We start from the raw sequence: 19344 nt of genomic DNA on the forward strand, positions 1-19344 counted from the left end.
CAGCGCCCTGTGGCGCGTTTCATGCGAAGCTGGGATGCATGAGCGTCGCAGAACCCCGCAGGATTGTCCTCTTCCGGCATGCGAAGGCCGACTGGCCGCAGGTGTCCGACCACGAGCGGCCGCTCGCGGAGCGAGGCCGCAGGGACGCCCCCGTCGCCGGGCGCAAGCTGGCCGACAGCGGTATCCCCTTCGACCTGGCCCTGTGCTCGACCGCGACCCGGACCCGCGAGACCTGGAAGCTCGCCGTCCAGGAGCTGCCACAGCGGCCGAAGACCGTCTACGAAGAGCGGTTGTACGAAGCCTCTCCCGGCGAGCTGATCGCCGTGCTCAACGAAACCCCGGACGACGTGCGCAACCTCGTCCTGATCGGCCACAACCCGGGGGTCCAGGGCCTGACCGACGTCCTCGCGGGCGAGGCCGAGGGCGACGCGCGGGTGCGGCTGAACCGCCGCGGCTTCCCGACCGCGACCTTCGCCGTCCTGACGTACTCCGGTTCGTGGAAGGCCCTTGAGCCCGGCGTGGCCACGCTCGTCGACTACTGGGCGCCGTCCGAGTAGCCCTGACCCACCATCGTGATGGGGCCCGGCACCGAAGCGGTGCCGGGCCCCATCGACGTACGCGTGGTGTGCGATGCCGTCAGTCGGTGTGGGTGTCCGCCGCCTCGACCTCTTCGCGGGTGATGCCGAGGAGATAGAGGACGGTGTCCAGGAAGGGGACGTTGACCGCGGTGTGCGCGGCCTCGCGGACCACGGGCTTGGCGTTGAAGGCGACGCCGAGGCCTGCCGCGTTCAGCATGTCGAGGTCGTTCGCGCCGTCGCCGATCGCGACGGTCTGCTCCAGCGGGACCCCGGCCTCCGCGGCGAAGCGGCGCAGCAGACGCGCCTTGCCCGCGCGGTCGACGATCTCGCCGGTCACCTTGCCGGTGAGCCTGCCGTCGGCGATCTCCAGGGTGTTGGCCTGGGCGAAGTCGAGGCCGAGACGTTCCTTCAGATCGTCGGTGACCTGAGTGAACCCGCCCGAGACGACGCCCACTTGGTAGCCGAGGCGCTTGAGGGTCCGGATCAGGGTGCGGGCGCCCGGCGTGAGCCTGACCTCGGACCGGACCTTGTCGACGACCGAGGCGTCCAGACCCGCGAGGAGCTCCACGCGCGCGTGCAGCGACTGCTCGAAGTCCAGCTCGCCGCGCATCGCGGCCGCCGTCACCTCGGCCACCTGGTCCTCGCATCCGGCGTGCGCGGCGAAGAGTTCGATGACCTCGTCCTGGATGAGCGTCGAGTCGACGTCCATCACGACCAGGCGCTGGGCGCGGCGGTGCAGGCCCGCGGCGACGACCGCGACGTCCACGCCGAGCTTCGCGGCCTCCGTCGCGAGCGCGGTGCGCAGCGGCTCGGTCTCCGTGCCGGACACCGCGAACTCGACGGCGGTGACCGGGTACTTGGCGAGCCGGAAGATGCGGTCGATGTTGCCGCCGGTCGCGGTGATGCGGGCGGCGATCGCGGCCGTCGACTCCGAGGTCAGGGGGTGGCCGAGCACGGTCACGAGCGAACGCCCGAGGCCGCGGGGCCGGTTGTCGCCGATGCCGGAGATGATCTCGGCCTGCATCTTCATGGAGTCCGCCCAGCTGTGGACGGTGGAACGCAGGTCGCCCTCCAGGCCGGCGGGCGGCTCGGTCACGAGCGCGCACAGCACGATCCGGCCGCGGGTGACGACCTGCTCGATGTCGACGACGTCGACGGAGTAGGCGGCGAGGGTGTCGAAGAGGCCGGCGGTGATGCCGGGGCGGTCCTTGCCGAAGATCTTGACGAGGAGCGTCGGGATGTCGGCGGGCTGCGGGGGCTGAGAAGCACTCATGGTGCCGCTTACGGTATCCGGCGCCCTCGGGTGGGTGCGTTCCCGGTCCGCGTGGCGGACACCTCCGCCGCCGCTTCGCGGTGGTCTTCTCCCACCGCCCGCTCGTTCACCCCACGTGTCAGGGCAGGGTGGGGCCCTGGGCGTCGCCCGCTCTGCCGGGGCACCGCTCAAGGAGGCGCCACTTCAATGCGGCGCCTCTTCAAAGAGGCGTCACTTCAAGGAGGCGTCACTTCAGCGAGGCCTGCGGGGAGGCCCCTTTTCCGGCGGAGGAGGCGGAGGCGGCGGCGGGGGAGGCCAGTCCCCCGAGCGGGACCGGGGCCGGGGGCGTGGCGGGGGCGGCGGCATCACCGGCCCCGCCACGGTCGGCGCACCGGACACGTCACGCGGCGCCTTGCGCTCCGCATCCCTCGGCTCCCTGGGCGGCCGCAGATACGGATTCGTGTCGGGATTCGGCGGACGGTACGGCACGCCCGGCTCGTACGGTCCCACCCCGGAGGGGACCGCAGCCTCAGCCGTGACTCCCGCCTCACCGGCCCCCCGCGCAAAGGGCGAAGCCGAACCCCCCGCCGCCCCCGACACCACAGCCAGCACCGCCCCCACGATCCCCGCCCCGAATCCCCACACCGCCCCCAGCAGCACCGCCGTCCCCACCCGCCCGTGCAGCTCGACGCCCGCCCCGAACGCGTCGAAGCCGAACACGGAGAGCGACGCGTCGGCGGACACCCCGGTCAGCCACACCAGCAGCGGAAGCCCCAGCGCTGTCACGCCCCCGAGCCGCACCCCGCACCGCCCCGCGAACCCGAGGACGGACACCGCACCGCGTACGAACGGAGTCCGCACGGCCGTCAGCACCCCGGCGAACAGCAGCATCACCACAGCCGCGACACCCAGCAGCCAGACCCTGCCGTCGAGTTCGGCGAGCCGCCCGAGCGTGAGCGCCTTGTCTGACGACCCCGAGAGCAGGTCGTCCACCGGGTCCGGCAGGAACCGCGTGAGCACCCCCGTGGCCTTGCCGTCGAACGGTACGAGGAGGCCGACGGGTATGCCGAGCCACACACCGTTCGGCGCCCCGAGCAGCGCGGCACCCGCGATCCGCCGGGGGTGCTCGTCGCCGACCATCGCGTACGCCGCCGCGGCGAGCCCCGCGACGACCGCCATCAGGACGACCGAGACCAGCGCGGAAGCCGCGGGCCGCACGACCCGGTGCAAGGCGTCGAGCGCGCGCGGCAGAGGCGTGCGCCGCGACGCGAGCAGCGCGACGAGCAGGACGCCGGCCACCCAGACCGTCCCGCCGAGCAGCGTCGGCGCGGTGTCCACGGTGAAGCCCACCGAGGCCTTCGCCTTCACCAGGTCCCCGAGCCGGTCGGGCAGGAGCCCGCCGATGTCCCCGATCCCGCCGGGCAGCTTGTCGCCGATGCCGCCCGGCAGCTGGTCGAGCCCTTCCTCGATGCCCTTGTCGATGCCGAGTTGCTCGCCGTCGATCGTGATGACGTCGTGCCCCACCCAGGCGAGCCCCGCGAGCATCGCGAGGAAGAGGGCGATCGTCGCGCCCGCGCGCGCGACGAGTTCGGCGGGCCTGACGACAGCCCCCGCCCCGCGCAAGGAGCGGAGGAAGAAGTGGGCGAGCAGCAACGCGCCCACGAGGGCGACACCGAGTGGCGCGATGTCGATCGCGGTGGTCGCCTCGGCTCCCTCCAGGCCGAACGCGGAGACGTCGCCGGACGGTGTGACCGACCCTCCCACGCCGAGCGCGACGGTCGCCGCCGTCATCGGTCCGAGCGAGCCCACCGCGTCCGCGTCCAGCAGGTGCAGTCCGAGCGCGGCCGTCCCCGCCATGCCGATCAGCGCCCAGCTCACCGCGGCGATCGCGGAGAGCAGCACGTCTCCCCATCGCACGCCGCGACGTTCGCCGTTGAATTCGCCGGCCTCCATGAGGACCCCCCGAGCCGCAGCGCTTTGCCCCAAAAAGCACCCAGTGCGCGGAACAAGCGCATTGTGATCAATGAGATCGATGAGGTGAATGCCGCCAATGAGCATGATCCGTATGCACTGATGGGTGCTTACTACTCTCCGGGGCGGTTTCTTCCGCGTCAACGGGGCAACCCTTCACCCCCGTACGCAGTCTTCACAAGGCCCGACTTTCGGTCAGAGCCCTCCGCCTGAAATAGTTCCTCCCGATGTTCGACATCCCTAGACTCCCCATCGATGGGGGCTAGCTCGGGGGACAACTCAGTGGGGCATGGAGTGCCGGAACTCGTACTGGAATTGAATGGCAGGACCTGGACGCTTGACGCGTCCAGGCCGTACACCCTCGGACGTGATCCGCAGGGGGATATCTCGCTCGACGACGCCAGGGTGTCCTGGCGGCACGCGACGATCAGCTGGAGCGGGCGCAGTTGGGTCATTGAGGACCACGGCAGCACCAATGGCACCTTCGTGCAGGGCCAGCGGATCCATCAGATGGAAATCGGCCCCGGTTCGGCCGTGCACCTCGGCAACGCGACCGACGGTCCGCTGCTGAACGTGTCCGGCAGCGCCGCGGGGGCGGCCGCCGCGGCGGTCTCCGCACCGCAGCAGCACGCCCAGCAGCAGGCCGCGCCGCAGCACGCGCCCCAGCAGCCCCAGCAGGAGGCGCCGGGCTGGGCCGCACAGGCCCCGCACCAGCAGGCACCCCAGCAGCAGGCCCCGTACCAGGCGCAGCAGCAGGGCTGGCAGCAGCACCAGCCGCAGCAGCAGCACCAGCCGCACGTGCCCCCGCAGCAGGGCGGCCCGTCCGAGCAGTACGCGCAGAAGACTCCGGGTTCCGGCGGCGTCGCGGGGGCCCCGCCGGTCTACGGCGACCGCAGCCCGACGACGTTCCACCAGCTGGCGCTCGGCCGCAAGATGCGCATCGGCCGCGCCCTGGAGAACGAGCTGGTCGTCTCCGACCTGCAGGTCTCGCGCCACCACGCGGAGTTCACGGCGACGCCCGACGGGCGCTTCGAGATCCACGACCTCGGGTCGCACAACGGCACGTACGTCAACGGCCAGCCGATCGCGAAGTCCTCGACGGTCCTGATCGGCCCGAACGACATCGTCGGCGTCGGTCACTCGACCTTCCGCCTGGTCGGCGGGCAGCTCGAGGAGTTCGTCGACACCGGTGACGTCTCCTTCTCGGCCCGCCACCTCACGGTCACGGTCGACGGCGGCAAGCAGATCCTCAAGGACGTCTCCTTCGGCGTCCCGGAGAAGTCGCTCATCGCGGTCATCGGCCCCTCGGGCTCCGGCAAGTCCACCCTGCTCAAGGCGCTCACCGGCTACCGGCCCGCCAACCAGGGCGACGTCCTCTACGACAACCGGAACCTGTACAAGCAGTTCGCCGAGCTGCGCCAGCGCATCGGTCTGGTCCCGCAGGACGACATCCTGCACAAGGAGCTGACCGTCAAGAAGGCCCTCAAGTACGCGGCCAAGCTCCGCTTCCCCGCGGACACCACGGAGGCCGAGCGCGAGTCCCGTATCGACGAGGTCCTGCGCGAGCTCAAGCTGGACATCCACAAGGAGAAGAAGGTCACCTCCCTCTCCGGTGGCCAGCGCAAGCGCGTCTCGGTGGCCCTCGAGCTCCTGACCAAGCCCTCGCTGATCTTCCTGGACGAGCCGACCTCCGGCCTCGACCCGGGCATGGACCGCGACGTGATGCAGCTGCTGCGCGGCCTCGCCGACGACGGCCGCACGGTCCTCGTCGTCACACACTCGGTCGCCGAGCTGGCGATCTGCGACAAGCTCCTGGTGATGGCGCCGGGCGGTTCGGTGGCGTACTTCGGCCCGCCGGAGGAAGCCCTCAACTTCTTCGGCTACAGCACCTGGGCCGACGTCTTCTCGGCGTTCGAGAACTACCGCGACTACGACTGGGCGGGCCGCTGGAAGGGCTCGCAGCACTACCAGATGTACGCCGCGGACATCGACGCCGTCGCCGCGCAGTCCGTACAGATGCCGCCGCCGCAGGCGGTCAGGCCGCCGAAACCGCAGGGCTGGGGCCCACAGCTGTGGACCCTGATCCGCCGTTACGTGTCGGTGATCGCCTCCGACAAGGGCTTCATGGGTCTGATGGTGATCCTGCCCGCGGTCCTCGGCATCGTCAGCGTCGTGATCCCGGCCGACTTCGGCCTGGCCCCGCCGAAACCGCCGGCCAAGTTCAACGGCGACGCGGGCACGATCATGCTGATCCTCGCGGTCGGCATGTGCTTCTCGGGCGCGGCCAACTCCGTACGTGAGCTGATCAAGGAACGGGTCATCTACGAACGGGAACGGGCGACCGGCCTCTCCCGCTCGGCGTACCTGATGTCCAAGGTCATCGTCCTCGGCATCATCACGGCCATCCAGGGCGTCATCATCTGCGCCATCGGCTTCGCCCCGCGCGAGCTGCCGGAGGAGGGCCTGATCATGCCGCCGGCCGCGGAGATCTGCCTGACGATCATCGCGCTCGGCTTCACGTCGATGATGTTCGGCCTGGTCATCTCCTCGCTGGTGAAGACCGCCGAGAAGACCATGCCGCTCCTGGTGATGTTCGCGATCGTCCAGGTCGTCTTCACCGGCGTCCTCTTCCAGGTCTACGGCTCGCCGGGCCTGGAGCAGTTCGCCTGGCTGATGCCCTCCCGCTGGGCCATCGCCGGCGCGGGCTCCACGCTGGACCTCGCGCACCTGATGCCGCCGTGGGACCCGAAGAACCCCACCGACCTGGACCCGCTGTGGGAGCACTCGGCGAGCCAGTGGGGCATCAACATCACGGTTCTGCTCGCGCTCGGCGTCATCTGCGGCATCGCCGTCGCGCGCCTGCTGCGCCGGCACGAGCCCGAGGTCATGCGCAAGTGAGCGCCTGAGGCATACGAGAAGGGCGGCACCCCCAGTGGGGGTGCCGCCCTTCGGCGTCCGTGGGCCTCGCCTTCGGCTGAAGAGGTCCGTTGATCAGGCGATCAAGGCTCAGTAGGCGCCGTTCACGTTGTCCATCGAGCCGTACTTGTCGGCGGCGTAGTTGGCCGCGGCGACGATGTTGGCGACCGGGTCGTAGATGTTCGTCGAGGTGCCCTCGACGTGGTACGCGTCGAACGTCGGCTGGATGACCTGGAGCAGGCCGATCGACGGGGTGCCGTTCTGGGCGTTGATGTCCCAGCCGTTCATGGCGTTCGGGTTGCCCGTGGACTCGCGCATGATGTTGCGGTGCAGGCCCTCGTAGGAACCGGGGATGCCCTTGGCCTTCATGATGTCCAGGGACTGGCGGATCCAGCCGTCGAGGTTGTTGGCGTAGACGGGCTTGCGGGCGGCGGCGCGGCTGGCGGCCTCCTTGGCCTTGCGCTCGTCCTCGGCCTTCTTCTTCGCGGCGGCCTCGTCGGCCTTCTTCTTGTCGGCGGCGGCCTTCGCGGCGGCGTCCTTGGCCTGCTTGTCGGCGTTGGACTGCTGCTTGGTGACGCTCGCGTGGACCGCCTGCTGCGCGTCGGCGGACGCGGCGAAGGCGACGGGGGAGACGTCGGCGGCCTGGGAGGTGGCCTCGGTGCCCGGCACGAGGGAGAACGCGAGGGCGGCGGCACCGAGCGTGGCGACACCGGCGATCGAGAACTTCTGGGTCTTGGTCACGGCGTGGCGACTATGACCAGGGGTGCTCTGCTTGGACATGCGGGATGGACCTCTTCGAATAGCGGAGGTCGCTCTGGTCCGGCGGGGACAGGTTGCTTCTCCGGCACAAACGCCGCGGTGCGAGGACCGCGGCGCCGAGCGACGGGAGCAATTCTTAGCGGCAGCAAAATTCCGTGGCAAAGGTGTGACGTACGATCCCGGGTAGTGGATCAGGGGGTGCGCGGCCGCCTGAGACGGCCATGCACCCCCCGTACATAAAGGGATTCCTTATCCACTAGGGACCTTCGTACGTGATGTGCGTCCTATGCGCGGGCTCACATCGGACGTGTAACAGTCTCACCAACAGTTGCCCCAGCAACGCTCTCAGTGAGGAGGGTCCTCCCGGAGGATGAGGTGGACGTCGCCGAACTCGTGCCACAGGTAGAGATGGCGTACCGCCTCCGCATAACCCCGCTCGATCGCCGCGCGGCCCGCGACGGCCTCCAGCATCAGCAGATGCGAGGCCGCCGGCTCGTGGAGCCCGGTCAGCAGCCCGTCCACCACCCGCACCCCGCGCTCCGGCGTCACCACGAGCTCGGTCCTGCCGGATGCCGCCCGCACCACGCCGTCGGCCCCCGCGGCGGACTCGACCGCCCGCACGGCCGTCGTGCCGACCGCGACGACCCGGCCGCCCCCTGCCCGCGCGGCGTTGATCAGCCGCGCCGACGTCTGCGGCACCTCGAAGAGCTCCGGGTACGGCGGCTCGTGCGCCTCCTGCGAGGCGACACCGGTGTGCAGCGTGACGGGCGCGAACTGCACGCCCCTGCTCACCAGCTCCGCCACCAGCGCCGCCGTGAACGGCCGCCCCGCGCTCGGCATCTCCGCACTGCCCGCTCCGTCCGCCGACGGCAGCGCGAACACGGTCTGGTGCGCGGAGAGCGGCTGGTCCCTCTCTGTATAGGGGTAACGAATGGGACGCCCGTGCCGCCGCAGCAGCTCCGGCACGTCCGCCGACACCCGCACCCACCACAGCCGCGGGCTCTGTGGCGCCATCGGCTCCTCATATACAAGGCGTACGTCTCCGGGGAGCCGCACGACCGAACCCGCGGGGCCACCGGCACGCGCGCGCGTGGTGCCCTTCCCGTCCGGGGCGCGCAGCTCCACCGCCCAGCGCCCGTCCTCGCCCCGTGTGGAGAAGTGCACCACCACGCGCGCGTGCCCGAGCCGCCCGTCCACCGCAGCGGGCAGCGTCCGCGACGTGTTGACGACGAGCAGGTCGCCGGCCCGCAGCAGCGCGGGCAGCTCCGTGAACGCGTGGTGCGTGACCTCGGTGCCGTGCGACACGAGCAGCCGCACCGCGTCCCTGCCGAGCCCCGGGCCCCGCTGCTCGACGGGCACCCGGGCGGTGAGGGAGTCCGGCACGCACAGCCGCGTACCGAGCGCGCTCACCGGGCGTCCCGGGCGTCCTGAAGGAGAGCGGACGCCGTGTAGCGGCCGCTGACCGGCCGCTCGGCGAGCAGCCGCAGGAACGCGGGCACCACGGTCTCCGGCAGCGGCCGCCCCGACATGTCGTCCACGGGCACCGCCGCCTGATACAGATCCGTCCGCATGTCCCCGGGATCGACGGCCCACACCTGGATCCCGGGCTCCTCCGCGGCGAGGACCGCGGAGAGATGGTCGAGGGCGGCCTTCGAGGCGCCGTACCCGCCCCATGTCTCGTACGCCTCGACAGCCGCGTCGGAGCTGACGTCGACGACCGCCCCCGCGGACTCCCGCAGCAGGGGCAACGCCTCCTGGACGAGGCCCAGGGCCGCCACCACGTTCGTCTCCAGCGCCGCCCGCAGCCCGTCGAGCGCGAGCCCGTCCAGACGTACGAGAGGCTCCGCGCCCAGCGAGCTGGCGTTGTTCACCAGCAGGTCCAGGCCGCCGAGCCGCCTCGCGGCCGCGACCAGCTCCGCGCGGTGCCCCGCGTCGGCGACGTCCCCGGCCAGCGCCTCCACGCGCGTGCCGTACTCGCCCAGCTCCCGTGCCGACTCCGCAAGGACCCCGGCGGTCCTCGCGTCGAGCACGAGGTCCCACCCGCTCTCCGCGAGCGCCGCGCCCAGCGCCCGCCCCAGCCCCTTCGAAGCCCCCGTGATGATCGCTACCGGCATGACATCCGTCCCCTCGGGTCGCCCGGCCGTCCGTCCATCCGCCCGGCAGGCACATCGGCCGTCCCGCCGGGTGGATCCACCGTAGGAACGGCCCCGCGGCGGACACCTCGTGCCCGAGCCGCAACTCCTCGGGTCCCTTCGCCCTAGTCCCGGCCTGCGGCCCTAGGCCCCTGGCCCTAGTCGGAGGCCGCCACAGGTCGGATACGCGCTGTCACACCTCGCCGGTACGGTGTGGCCATGAGTCAAGGACCCCGATCCGGCCTGAACGCGGTGAGTGCCGCGCTCCTCGCCATGAGCAGGCACCTGGAGGTGCGCGACGTCCTCAAGACGATCGTCGCCTCGGCCCGCGAACTGCTCGACGCCGAGTACGCCGCGCTCGGAGTCCCGGACGACCACGGAGGCTTCGCCCAGTTCGTCGTCGACGGCGTCAGCGACGAGCAGTGGAAGGCCATCGGCCCGCTGCCCCGCCAGCACGGCATCCTCGCCGCGATGCTGCAGAAGGCCGAGCCCGAGCGCCTCGCCGACGTGCGCGAGGACCCCCGCTTCGGCGGCTGGCCCTCGGCCCACCCGGACATGTCCGACTTCCTCGGCCTCCCCATTCGCTACGGGGACGAGACCCTCGGCGCGCTCTTCCTCGCCAACAAGAACTGTCCCAAGCCCCAGGGCAGTTGTGGCTTCACCGCGGACGACGAGGAGCTCCTCTCCATCCTCGCCCAGCACGCCGCCATCGCCCTCACCAACGCCCGCCTGTACGAGCGCAGTCGAGAGCTGACCATCGCCGAGGAGCGCTCCCGCCTCGCCCACGAACTGCACGACGCCGTCAGCCAGAAGCTCTTCTCGCTGCGCCTGACGGCCCAGGCCGCGGCCGCCCTCGTGGACCGCGACCCGTCCCGGGCCAAGGGCGAACTGCAGCAGGTGGCGGTGCTCGCGGCCGAGGCGGCGGACGAACTGCGCGCCGCCGTCGTGGAGTTGCGCCCCGCGGCCCTGGACGAGGACGGCCTGGTGGCCACCCTGCGTACGCACACGCAGGTGCTCCACCGCGCGCACTCCGCGCAGGTCACCTTCGAGAGCAACGGCGTACGGGCGCTGCCGGCCTCCCAGGAGGAGGCCATGCTGCGCGTCGCCCAGGAGGCCCTGCACAACGCCCTGCGCCACTCGGGCGCCGAGTGCGTCGCGGTGGTCCTGGACAAGCGCGGCGCGGGAGCCGTGCTGCGCGTCGTCGACGACGGCTCGGGCTTCGACCCGAAGGCCATACGGCGCGCGGGACGGCACTTGGGTCTGGTCTCCATGCGGGACCGGGCGAGCGGGGTCGGCGGACGGCTGACCGTGGAATCGGAGCCCGGCAAGGGCACGACGATCGAGATGGAGGTCCCCGGTGGCTGACGCCGCGCTCAACGCGAAGACAGGGATTCGGGTGCTGCTGGTCGACGACCACCAGGTGGTCCGCCGCGGTCTGCGTACGTTCCTGGAGATCCAGGACGACATCGAGGTCGTCGGCGAGGCCTCCGACGGCGCCGAAGGAGTCGCGCAGGCCGAGGAGTTGAAGCCGGACGTCGTCCTCATGGACGTCAAGATGCCCGGCATGGACGGCGTCGAGGCGCTGCGCAGGCTCCGTGAACTGGCCAACCCCGCGCGCGTGCTCATCGTCACCAGCTTCACCGAGCAGCGCACGGTGGTCCCGGCCCTGCGCGCGGGCGCCGCGGGGTACGTCTACAAGGACGTCGACCCGGACGCCCTCGCCGGAGCCATCCGCTCCGTGCACGCCGGGCACGTCCTGCTGCAGCCCGAGGTCGCGGGCGCGCTGCTCTCCCAGGAGGAGGCGGGCGGCAGCCAGGGCAGGGCCGGTTCGCTCACCGAGCGCGAGCGCGAGGTCCTCGGCCTGATCGCCGACGGCCGCTCGAACCGCGAGATCGCCCGCGCCCTCGTCCTGTCCGAGAAGACCGTCAAGACGCATGTATCGAACATCCTGATGAAGCTGGACCTCGCCGACCGCACCCAGGCCGCGCTCTGGGCGGTGCGGCACGGCGTGACCGGCTGATCAGAGCGCCGGCGGGCGGCTCCGGCGCACGGCCGCCGGGGTCAGAGCGGACCGTCGCCTTCCGGGCCGAGATTCATACCGTCGTGTGAGTGTCACCCGGGCGGCGCATCCTGCGGCCCGCCCGGCCGTTCTCCAATGCGTGCTGCGACGGCTGGTCGCAGCGATCGCAAGGAGGGTCTAAGAAGTGAAGAACCTGAAGAAGGCCGCGGCCGTCACGCTCGTAGCGGGTGGCCTCGTCGCCGCCGGTGCCGGTCTCGCCTCCGCCACCAGCGGCGCGCACGCCGACGGCGAGGCCGTCAAGTCGCCGGGCGTCGGCTCGGGCAACCTGGTTCAGGCGCCGGTGCACGTCCCCGTGAACGCTGTCGGCAACACCGCGACCGTCATCGGTGGCCTCAACCCGACCTTCGCGAACGACGGCGTCAACCGCTGACGAACGCCCCAGGTCCAGCAGTGACCACCGGCCCCCCGGGTGCTTCCCGGGGGGCCGGTCCGCGTTCCGGGACCGTGGCGCGGACATTCCGCACCGGGCCTTCCGTAACGCCTGTCGCGCCCGCAAGTTCCGCAGATCGTCGGCCTATTGATCCAAACGGGGGCATCGCCTACCCGCCCCGTGTCATCCGGACGGCCCAGGCGTTTTCCAGCGTGCGACCCCGCGGCTGGGGTCGCTACGAATCAGCAGGAGGAACACTTCCCATGAACATCGCCAAGAAGGCCGCCCTGGCCGTCGCCGTCGCCGGTCTCGCCGCGGGCGCCTCTGCGGGTGCCGCGTTCGCCGACTCGGACGCCAACGGCTCGGCCACGCAGTCTCCGGGCGTCGGCTCCGGCAACCACGCGCAGGTCCCCGTGCACGTTCCCGTCAACGCCACGGGCAACAGCGCCAACGTGATCGGCGCGCTCAACCCGACCTTCGACAACGAGTCGTCGAACGGCTGACGCACCGCCTCTCCAGGCACGGAAGGCCCCGCCGGACCACACGGTCCGGCGGGGCCTTCCCCCTTTGCGGGGGCCTGGTCGAGTTCGCCGGGAGAGCCCGGACTCGGTTTCGTCGGGAGAGCCCGGACTCAGTGCCGCTCCCGCTCCTCCACATACGCGTTGTACGCGGCCACTTGGGCCCGCCGGGCGGTCCGTTCCACCGGGCGCAGGGCCTGAGCCCTCGCCGCCATCTCCGAGGCGCTGACGGCCCCGCCGTGGCCGTTCTCGTACGCGAGGGAAATCAGCAGCCCGACCCGCTGGGCCAGCTCCAACACCCGTACCGCACGCGGCGGATACCCGGGGGCGAGCACCTCGCGCCCCTGCTCGGCACGCGCGCGGTACGCGTCGACCGCGGCCTCGGCGACCGGGCCCGAGCCCGCGACGTCGAGCCGGGACAGGATCTCCGTCGCGTCCCGCAGCGCCTCCGCGAGCTCGCGCTCCGCCTCGCCGAGGGACGGCACGTCGGCGGGCGGCGCCTCGCGCACGGGCAGGCAGTGCCAGACGACCTCCACATGCACGTCGCCCTCGGGCCCCGCCTCGTACACCTCGGGAACCAGCCCGTACGGAGCGCCGAACGCGACGACCGCCTCCTCCGCCTCCAGGGCGCGCGCGTTGAACTCCGGGGGACCGCTCAGCCCGAGCGGATGCCCCGGCGCGGGCAGCGCCACCCGAAGGCCCGTCACCCCGAGTCTGCGCAAGCGCCCCATCGCGAGCGTGAGCCCGACCGGGCCCGCCTCCCCGGGAAGGCCTTCGACCCGGTGCGCCGCGTCCTCGCCGACCATCGCGAGCACCGCGTCATCCGGGGAAACAAGTCCGGCCAATAGGGCATTTCCCCATGCGGCCAGGCGTCCTGAGCGTGGTTCCGAGAGCATGCACACAGCCTAAGGACCGGGCTCACGACAGGAACGGTCGGCCGGTGGCGTAGGTTTTATTCGGGGACCGCGTCCACCGACGCGAGCGACGACCGAGACTGCAATGGGAGACAGCGCGCTCATGAGCGATGTACTGGAGCTTGAGGACGTATCCGTGGTCCGCGAGGGCCGGGCTCTGGTGGACCAGGTCTCCTGGTCGGTCAAGGAGGGGGAGCGCTGGGTCATCCTCGGCCCGAACGGCGCCGGCAAGACCACGCTCCTCAACGTCGCGTCCAGCTACCTCTTCCCGAGCACCGGCACCGCCACCGTCCTCGGCGAGACCCTCGGCAAGCCCGGCACCGACGTCTTCGAGCTGCGCCCGCGCATCGGCGTCGCCGGCATCGCGATGGCGGAGAAGCTGCCCAAGCGCCAGACCGTCCTGCAGACCGTGCTCACCGCCGCGTACGGCATGACCGCCGGCTGGCACGAGGACTACGAGGACGTGGACGAGCAGCGCGCCCGCGCCTTCCTCGACCGCCTCGGCATGAGCGACTACCTGGACCGCAGGTTCGGCACCCTCTCCGAGGGCGAGCGCAAGCGCACCCTGATCGCCCGGGCCCTGATGACCGACCCCGAGCTGCTGCTCCTCGACGAGCCCGCCGCGGGCCTCGACCTCGGCGGCCGCGAAGACCTCGTACGCCGCCTCGGCCGCCTCGCCCGCGACCCGATCGCCCCCTCGATGATCATGGTCACGCACCACGTCGAGGAGATCGCCCCCGGCTTCACCCACGTCCTGATGATCCGCCAGGGCAAGGTCCTCGCCGCGGGCCCGCTGGAGCTCGAACTCACCTCGCGCAACCTCTCCCTCTGCTTCGGCCTCCCGCTGGTCGTCGAGCAGAAGAACGACCGCTGGACGGCCACGGGGCTCCCGCTCAGCTGATCCGCGCCCTGTCCCCGAAGGGACCCGCGGTCCTACCATGACCATGTGGACATCGACGCATGGGTGTGGTGGCTGATCGGCGCCGCCGCGCTCGGAATCCCGCTCGTACTGACCGCGATGCCGGAGCTCGGCATGCTGGCCGTGGGCGCCGTCGCGGGCGCCGTGACCGCGGGCCTGGGCGGTGACACGGTGCTCCAGGTCGTCGTCTTCGCCGCGGTCTCGGTCGCGCTCATCGCCGTGGTGCGGCCCGTCGCGGCCAGGCACCGCGCCCAGCGACCAGAACTGGCCACCGGTGTCGAGGCGTTGAAGGGCAGGACGGCCGTCGTCCTCGAACGGGTCGACGCGGGAGGCGGACGCATCAAGCTCGCGGGCGAGATCTGGTCCGCCCGCGCGCTCGACACCGACCGCACCTACGAGGCGGGCCAGGAAGTGGACGTCGTCGAGATCGACGGAGCGACGGCCGTCGTCATGTGAATGCCCCACAGGCTGTGACGCGAATGCCCCACGGGCTGTGCGACGGTCTGACAGACTCGACCAGCAAGATCTTCGCCGAGGCATGAAGGGTACGGGGAACCGCGATGGAACCAATCATCATCGTCCTGATCATTCTGGTGGTGCTGGTCTTCATCGCCCTGATCAAGACCATCCAGGTCATCCCACAGGCCAGCGCGGCCATCGTCGAACGCTTCGGCCGCTACACGAGAACGCTGAACGCGGGCCTGAACATCGTCGTCCCGTTCATCGACTCCATCCGCAACCGCATCGACCTGCGTGAACAGGTCGTGCCGTTCCCGCCGCAGCCGGTGATCACCCAGGACAACCTGGTGGTCAACATCGACACGGTCATCTACTACCAGGTGACCGACGCCAGGGCCGCGACGTACGAAGTCGCCAGCTACATCCAGGCGATCGAGCAGCTCACCGTCACCACCCTGCGCAACATCATCGGTGGCATGGACCTGGAGCGGACCCTGACATCGCGCGAGGAGATCAACGCGGCGCTCCGCGGCGTCCTCGACGAGGCCACCGGCAAGTGGGGCATCCGCGTCAACCGCGTCGAGCTCAAGGCGATCGAGCCGCCGACCTCCATCCAGGACTCGATGGAGAAGCAGATGCGCGCCGACCGCGACAAGCGCGCCGCGATCCTCCAGGCCGAAGGTGTCCGGCAGTCGGAGATCCTGCGCGCCGAGGGCGAGAAGCAGTCCGCGATCCTGCGCGCCGAAGGTGAGGCCAAGGCCGCGGCGCTGAAGGCCGAGGGCGAGGCCCAGGCGATCCGTACGGTCTTCGAGTCCATCCACGCCGGCGACGCGGACCAGAAGCTCCTCGCCTACCAGTACCTCCAGATGCTCCCGAAGATCGCCGAGGGCGACGCGAACAAGCTCTGGATCGTGCCCAGCGAGATCGGCGACGCCCTCAAGGGCCTGTCGGGCGCCATGGGCAACTTCGGCCCGATGGGCGGCGGCCCGAGCACCCCGCCGGCGACCGAACGCCGCGAACAGCCGCCGATCGACTGATCGATGCGTACGCGAAGGGCCCGCCTCCCCAGGGGAGGCGGGCCCTTCGTCTCTGTGCCGGGTCAGGCGGCAGGCTGCGCCAACCACTCCGGCAGCGAAGCCAACTCGTCCTGGCCAAGGGCCAGCAACATCGCGTCGGCGGGCGTCGGCTCGAACGGCTGCCGCAGCAACGGCATCCCCGCCTCCTCCGGCGTCCGGTCCGCCTTGCGGTGGTTGTCCGTCGCGCACGAAGCGACCGTGTTCAGCCAGGAGTCCGTACCGCCGTGCGACCGCGGCACCACGTGGTCCACCGTCGTCGCCCGCCTGCCGCAGTACGCGCACCGGTGCCGGTCCCGCACCAGCACACCCCGCCGGGACCACGGAGCCTGTCTTCGGAACGGCACGCGCACGAACCTGCACAGTCTGATCACCCGAGGCACAGGGATGTCGATCGTGGCCGCGCGCAGACGGAGTCCGGGGTGCGACTGCTCCACCACGGCCTTGTCCTGGAGCACCAGGACGACGGCTCGGTTGAGCGTCACCGTCGAGAGCGGCTCGAAGCTCGCGTTCAGCACCAGCGTGTCCCGCATCAACCTGCCCACCTCCCGTTATGCACCGGCCCACCGCCTGGCGGGCTGGGATCAACTCTGGCCGGGCACGCCGAGATGGACAACGCAATAAAAAATGCCCGCCCCTGATCACTTCCATGACCAGAGGCGGGCAAACAATCGGTGAACCCTCAGTTCACGACGGTCGCTCAGCTCTCGGGGAGAGCGGCGTACTCCGCGATCACCTGCGCACGAGCGAGCGTGTGGAACCGGAGGTTGAAGCCCACGACCGCGGGAGAGGCGTCCGAGTCAGGACCCAGCTTCTCCTGGTCCACCGCGTACACGGTGAACACATAGCGGTGCGCCGGGTCACCGGGCGGCGGCGCGGCACCCCCGAAGTCCTTGGTCCCGTAGTCGTTGCGCACCTGCACCGCGCCCTCGGGCAGACCCTCGAACTTGCCGCTGCCCGCACCGCCCGGCAGCTCGGTCACCGAGACCGGGATGTCGAAGACGGTCCAGTGCCAGAACCCGCTGCCCGTAGGGGCGTCCGGGTCGAAGCACGTCACGGCGAAGCTCTTGGTCCGGGGCGGGAAGCCCTCCCACCGCAGCTGCGGCGAGGTGTTCCCGGCCGCGTAGACCTGAGCGTCCTTGAGGACCGCCCCCGGCTCGAAGTCCTCGCTCACGACCGTGAACGACGGCACGGGCGGATGGAAGTCATGGGGAAGCGGCGGCCTCTTGAGCTCGCTCACGTCGGCACCTCCTGGTTGATTGCTGGTTCCTCGCTGATCCTCTCGGGTCGAGCCTAGAACCAGTTGCGCTTGCTGCCGACCTGGGACAGCCACTCATTGAGGTACGCGGCCCAGTCCGTGCCCTGGAAGTCGTTCAGCCCCACCTTGAAGGACCGGAACGAGTCGCTGCCCTCGCTGAACAGACCCGGCTTCTTGTCCATCTCCAGGACGACGTCCATCTCGCGGTCGTCCGCGACGAAGCTCAACTCGACCTGGTTCAGGCCGCGGTACTGCTGCGGCGGGTAGAACTCGATCTCCTGGTAGAACGGCAGCTTCTGCCGCGTGCCACGGATGTGACCGCGCTCCATGTCGGCGCTCTTGAAGCGGAAGCCCAGCTGGATGAAGGCGTCCAGGATGGCCTGCTGCGCCGGCAGCGGGTGCACGTTGATCGGGTCCAGGTCGCTCGAGTCCACGGCGCGCGCGATCTCCAGCTCGGTGGTCACACCGATGTTCATGCCGCGCAGCTGCTGACCGTCGATGCTGGTGACCGGCGTCTCCCAGGGGATCTCGAGGCCGAACGGCACCGCGTGCACCTGACCGGCCTGCAGCGTGAAGGCGCCACCGAGCCGCACCTTGATGAACTCGATGTCCTGCTTGGTCTCCTGGTCGTTGCCCTCGACCTCGACGCGGGCCTGCAGACCGACGGAGAGCCCCTCGATCTGCTGGTCCACCGACCCGCCCTGGATCCGCACCTCACCCTGGACCACGCCACCCGGAACCACGTTGACCTCGGTCAGCACGGTCTCGACCGAGGCACCGCCGGCCCCCAGACTCGCGAGCAGCTTCTTGAACCCCATGACTCTCCATCCCCAGGCCGCCGCCTGTGGCTCGTCTCCACTTGAATCCTTGATCGGTACAAACGCGAGTTGACCGTGCCCGGTTCCGCGCCATCACCCTGGCAACGGAGCGGCCCGATGGCCACCCGCGCGCGTAGAACCAAGTGCACTACGCTCGTACGGCATGATCGCGGCCCCTGACCGTACGCCCCTCACCCGTGACTTCTTCGACCGCCCCGTCCTGGAGGTCGCCCCCGATCTCCTCGGCCGCGTCCTCGTACGCGACTCGCAGGACGGTCCGATCGAACTCCGCCTGACAGAGGTGGAGGCCTACGCGGGCGAAGCCGACCCCGGCTCGCACGCGTATCGCGGCAGGACGCCCCGCAACAGCGTGATGTTCGGTCCGCCCGGACACGTGTACGTCTACTTCACCTACGGCATGTGGCACTGCATGAACCTGGTGTGCGGTCCGGAGGGCATGGCGGGCGCGGTCCTGCTCCGGGCCGGCGAGGTCACGGCCGGCGCCGAACTGGCCCGCAAACGTCGACTATCGGCCCGCGCCGACAAGGAACTGGCCAAAGGCCCTGCCCGCCTGGCCACCGCCCTTGACGTGGACCGCAGCCTCGACGGCAGCGACGCCTGCGGGGAGAAGGCGGACCCCTTCCTGGTGCTGACGGGCACTCCGCCCCGCCCCGACCAGGTCAGGAGCGGTCCCCGCACGGGAGTAGCGGGGGAGGGCGGCGTCCCCCCATGGCGCTTCTGGACGGCCAACGACCCTACGGTGAGCCCTTATCGGGCCCATACGCCCCGACGCCGCCGAACTTGACGCAGCCTTGGTGCCTCCGTAACGTAGTCCGAGCCGCTGAACCGGGTACGACAATCTGTCGGCAGCCGGAAGCGGCCAACCACTACCTACGACTTCCCCTCGGCGGGGTCCTATTTCGCATGCCCGCATGTCGAAATTCGAACTCGCGAGACTCGATTATGAGTTGCGGAGGGAATCCGCTAACGTAGTGAACACGCCGAAAGGCAAAGGCCCTCCAACGGCCACCGGAAATGAAATCCGAACCGGGAACGGAACGGAAAACGGATCTGGTAAGGTTGGAAACACGAAATACCGAAGGGAAGCGCCCGGAGGAAAGCCCGAGAGGGTGAGTACAAAGGAAGCGTCCGTTCCTTGAGAACTCAACAGCGTGCCAAAAGTCAACGCCAGATATGTTGATACCCCGTCTACTGGACGCCATGTCCGGTGACGAGGTTCCTTTGAAAAAGTCCTTCCACGGAAGGCACACAGCGAGGACGCTGTGAACGGTCGGGATTATTCCTCCTGATCGTTCCGCTCTCGTGG

The 19344-nt window shown here is 70.4% G+C and carries 19 protein-coding genes; 10 read left to right on the forward strand and 9 right to left on the reverse strand.

Annotation, left to right across the window (positions count from 1 at the left end; translation table 11 throughout):
- Positions 1-38: 38 nt before the first annotated feature.
- Positions 39-557 (forward strand): SixA phosphatase family protein, encoded by a 519-nt coding sequence (locus ACZ4D5_RS07920; protein WP_467771432.1) that lies wholly within the window; start codon positions 39-41, stop codon positions 555-557.
- Positions 558-636: 79 nt separating this feature from the next.
- Here the strand turns inward: ACZ4D5_RS07920 and serB are convergent, their stop codons facing one another.
- On the reverse strand, positions 637-1851 hold the full coding sequence (gene serB / locus ACZ4D5_RS07925; RefSeq protein WP_467771433.1) for a phosphoserine phosphatase SerB: 1215 nt from the start codon (positions 1849-1851) through the stop codon (positions 637-639).
- Between the two features lie 231 nt (positions 1852-2082).
- On the reverse strand, positions 2083-3783 hold the full coding sequence (locus tag ACZ4D5_RS07930) for a streptophobe family protein (protein WP_467771434.1): 1701 nt from the start codon (positions 3781-3783) through the stop codon (positions 2083-2085).
- A 312-nt stretch (positions 3784-4095) separates the two neighbouring features.
- Here ACZ4D5_RS07930 and ACZ4D5_RS07935 point away from each other — a divergent pair, with 312 nt between their 5' ends.
- On the forward strand, positions 4096-6699 hold the full coding sequence (locus ACZ4D5_RS07935) for an ABC transporter ATP-binding protein/permease (RefSeq protein ID WP_467771435.1): 2604 nt from the start codon (positions 4096-4098) through the stop codon (positions 6697-6699).
- Positions 6700-6807: 108 nt separating this feature from the next.
- Here the strand turns inward: ACZ4D5_RS07935 and ACZ4D5_RS07940 are convergent, their stop codons facing one another.
- The 3 genes from ACZ4D5_RS07940 to ACZ4D5_RS07950 form a co-directional block, all read right to left on the reverse strand.
- Complete coding sequence (locus tag ACZ4D5_RS07940; RefSeq protein WP_467771436.1) at positions 6808-7497, reverse strand: transglycosylase SLT domain-containing protein; 690 nt, start codon at positions 7495-7497, stop codon at positions 6808-6810.
- Between the two features lie 324 nt (positions 7498-7821).
- Entirely contained in the window at positions 7822-8886 is a 1065-nt protein-coding gene (locus ACZ4D5_RS07945) for an S-adenosylmethionine:tRNA ribosyltransferase-isomerase (protein WP_467771437.1), read from the reverse strand.
- Positions 8883-9590, reverse strand: a complete 708-nt coding sequence (locus tag ACZ4D5_RS07950) for an SDR family NAD(P)-dependent oxidoreductase (protein ID WP_467771438.1) — start codon at positions 9588-9590, stop codon at positions 8883-8885. The genes ACZ4D5_RS07945 and ACZ4D5_RS07950 overlap by 4 nt, the downstream gene beginning before the upstream one ends.
- A 237-nt stretch (positions 9591-9827) precedes the next feature.
- On the opposite strand from ACZ4D5_RS07950, the gene ACZ4D5_RS07955 reads away from it, so the two are divergent.
- The 4 genes from ACZ4D5_RS07955 to ACZ4D5_RS07970 all read left to right on the forward strand — a co-directional run bounded on the left by ACZ4D5_RS07955 (position 9828) and on the right by ACZ4D5_RS07970 (position 12561).
- Positions 9828-10973, forward strand: a complete 1146-nt coding sequence (locus tag ACZ4D5_RS07955) for a GAF domain-containing sensor histidine kinase (protein WP_467771439.1) — start codon at positions 9828-9830, stop codon at positions 10971-10973.
- The gene (locus tag ACZ4D5_RS07960) at positions 10966-11628 is read left to right on the forward strand and encodes a response regulator (protein WP_467771440.1); all 663 of its coding nucleotides are present in this window, start codon (positions 10966-10968) and stop codon (positions 11626-11628) included. Before ACZ4D5_RS07955 ends, ACZ4D5_RS07960 begins: the two co-directional genes overlap by 8 nt.
- Positions 11629-11812: 184 nt before the next feature.
- Complete coding sequence (locus ACZ4D5_RS07965; RefSeq protein ID WP_467771441.1) at positions 11813-12058, forward strand: chaplin; 246 nt, start codon at positions 11813-11815, stop codon at positions 12056-12058.
- A gap of 263 nt (positions 12059-12321) precedes the next feature.
- The gene (locus ACZ4D5_RS07970; protein ID WP_362335821.1) at positions 12322-12561 is read left to right on the forward strand and encodes a chaplin; all 240 of its coding nucleotides are present in this window, start codon (positions 12322-12324) and stop codon (positions 12559-12561) included.
- A 128-nt stretch (positions 12562-12689) separates the two neighbouring features.
- Here the strand turns inward: ACZ4D5_RS07970 and ACZ4D5_RS07975 are convergent, their stop codons facing one another.
- Positions 12690-13472, reverse strand: coding sequence for a hypothetical protein (locus ACZ4D5_RS07975; RefSeq protein WP_467771442.1), 783 nt, complete (start codon positions 13470-13472; stop codon positions 12690-12692).
- A gap of 121 nt (positions 13473-13593) precedes the next feature.
- Here ACZ4D5_RS07975 and ACZ4D5_RS07980 point away from each other — a divergent pair, with 121 nt between their 5' ends.
- From ACZ4D5_RS07980 to ACZ4D5_RS07990, 3 genes are all read left to right on the forward strand, one after another.
- Positions 13594-14391, forward strand: coding sequence for an ABC transporter ATP-binding protein (locus ACZ4D5_RS07980; RefSeq protein WP_467771443.1), 798 nt, complete (start codon positions 13594-13596; stop codon positions 14389-14391).
- Between the two features lie 45 nt (positions 14392-14436).
- The gene (locus ACZ4D5_RS07985; RefSeq protein WP_467771444.1) at positions 14437-14865 is read left to right on the forward strand and encodes an NfeD family protein; all 429 of its coding nucleotides are present in this window, start codon (positions 14437-14439) and stop codon (positions 14863-14865) included.
- Positions 14866-14969: 104 nt separating this feature from the next.
- Positions 14970-15905 carry an SPFH domain-containing protein gene (locus ACZ4D5_RS07990; RefSeq protein ID WP_467771445.1) on the forward strand — a complete coding sequence of 312 codons (936 nt, stop codon included), beginning with the start codon at positions 14970-14972 and terminating at the stop codon, positions 15903-15905.
- Positions 15906-15967: 62 nt separating this feature from the next.
- Here ACZ4D5_RS07990 and ACZ4D5_RS07995 read toward each other — a convergent pair whose 3' ends face one another.
- From ACZ4D5_RS07995 to ACZ4D5_RS08005, 3 genes are all read right to left on the reverse strand, one after another.
- Entirely contained in the window at positions 15968-16474 is a 507-nt protein-coding gene (locus ACZ4D5_RS07995; RefSeq protein WP_467771446.1) for an HNH endonuclease, read from the reverse strand.
- Positions 16475-16641: 167 nt separating this feature from the next.
- A complete protein-coding gene (locus tag ACZ4D5_RS08000; protein WP_467771447.1) occupies positions 16642-17181 on the reverse strand; it encodes a YbhB/YbcL family Raf kinase inhibitor-like protein in 540 nt (179 codons plus the stop codon).
- Positions 17182-17234: 53 nt separating this feature from the next.
- Positions 17235-18017 (reverse strand): sporulation protein, encoded by a 783-nt coding sequence (locus tag ACZ4D5_RS08005; protein ID WP_467771448.1) that lies wholly within the window; start codon positions 18015-18017, stop codon positions 17235-17237.
- Between the two features lie 163 nt (positions 18018-18180).
- Between ACZ4D5_RS08005 and ACZ4D5_RS08010 the strand changes: the two genes are divergently transcribed.
- Positions 18181-18822 (forward strand): DNA-3-methyladenine glycosylase, encoded by a 642-nt coding sequence (locus ACZ4D5_RS08010; RefSeq protein WP_467771449.1) that lies wholly within the window; start codon positions 18181-18183, stop codon positions 18820-18822.
- Positions 18823-19344 lie beyond the last annotated feature (522 nt).

It is taken from the genome of Streptomyces sp. NPDC025651, assembly GCF_055558735.1.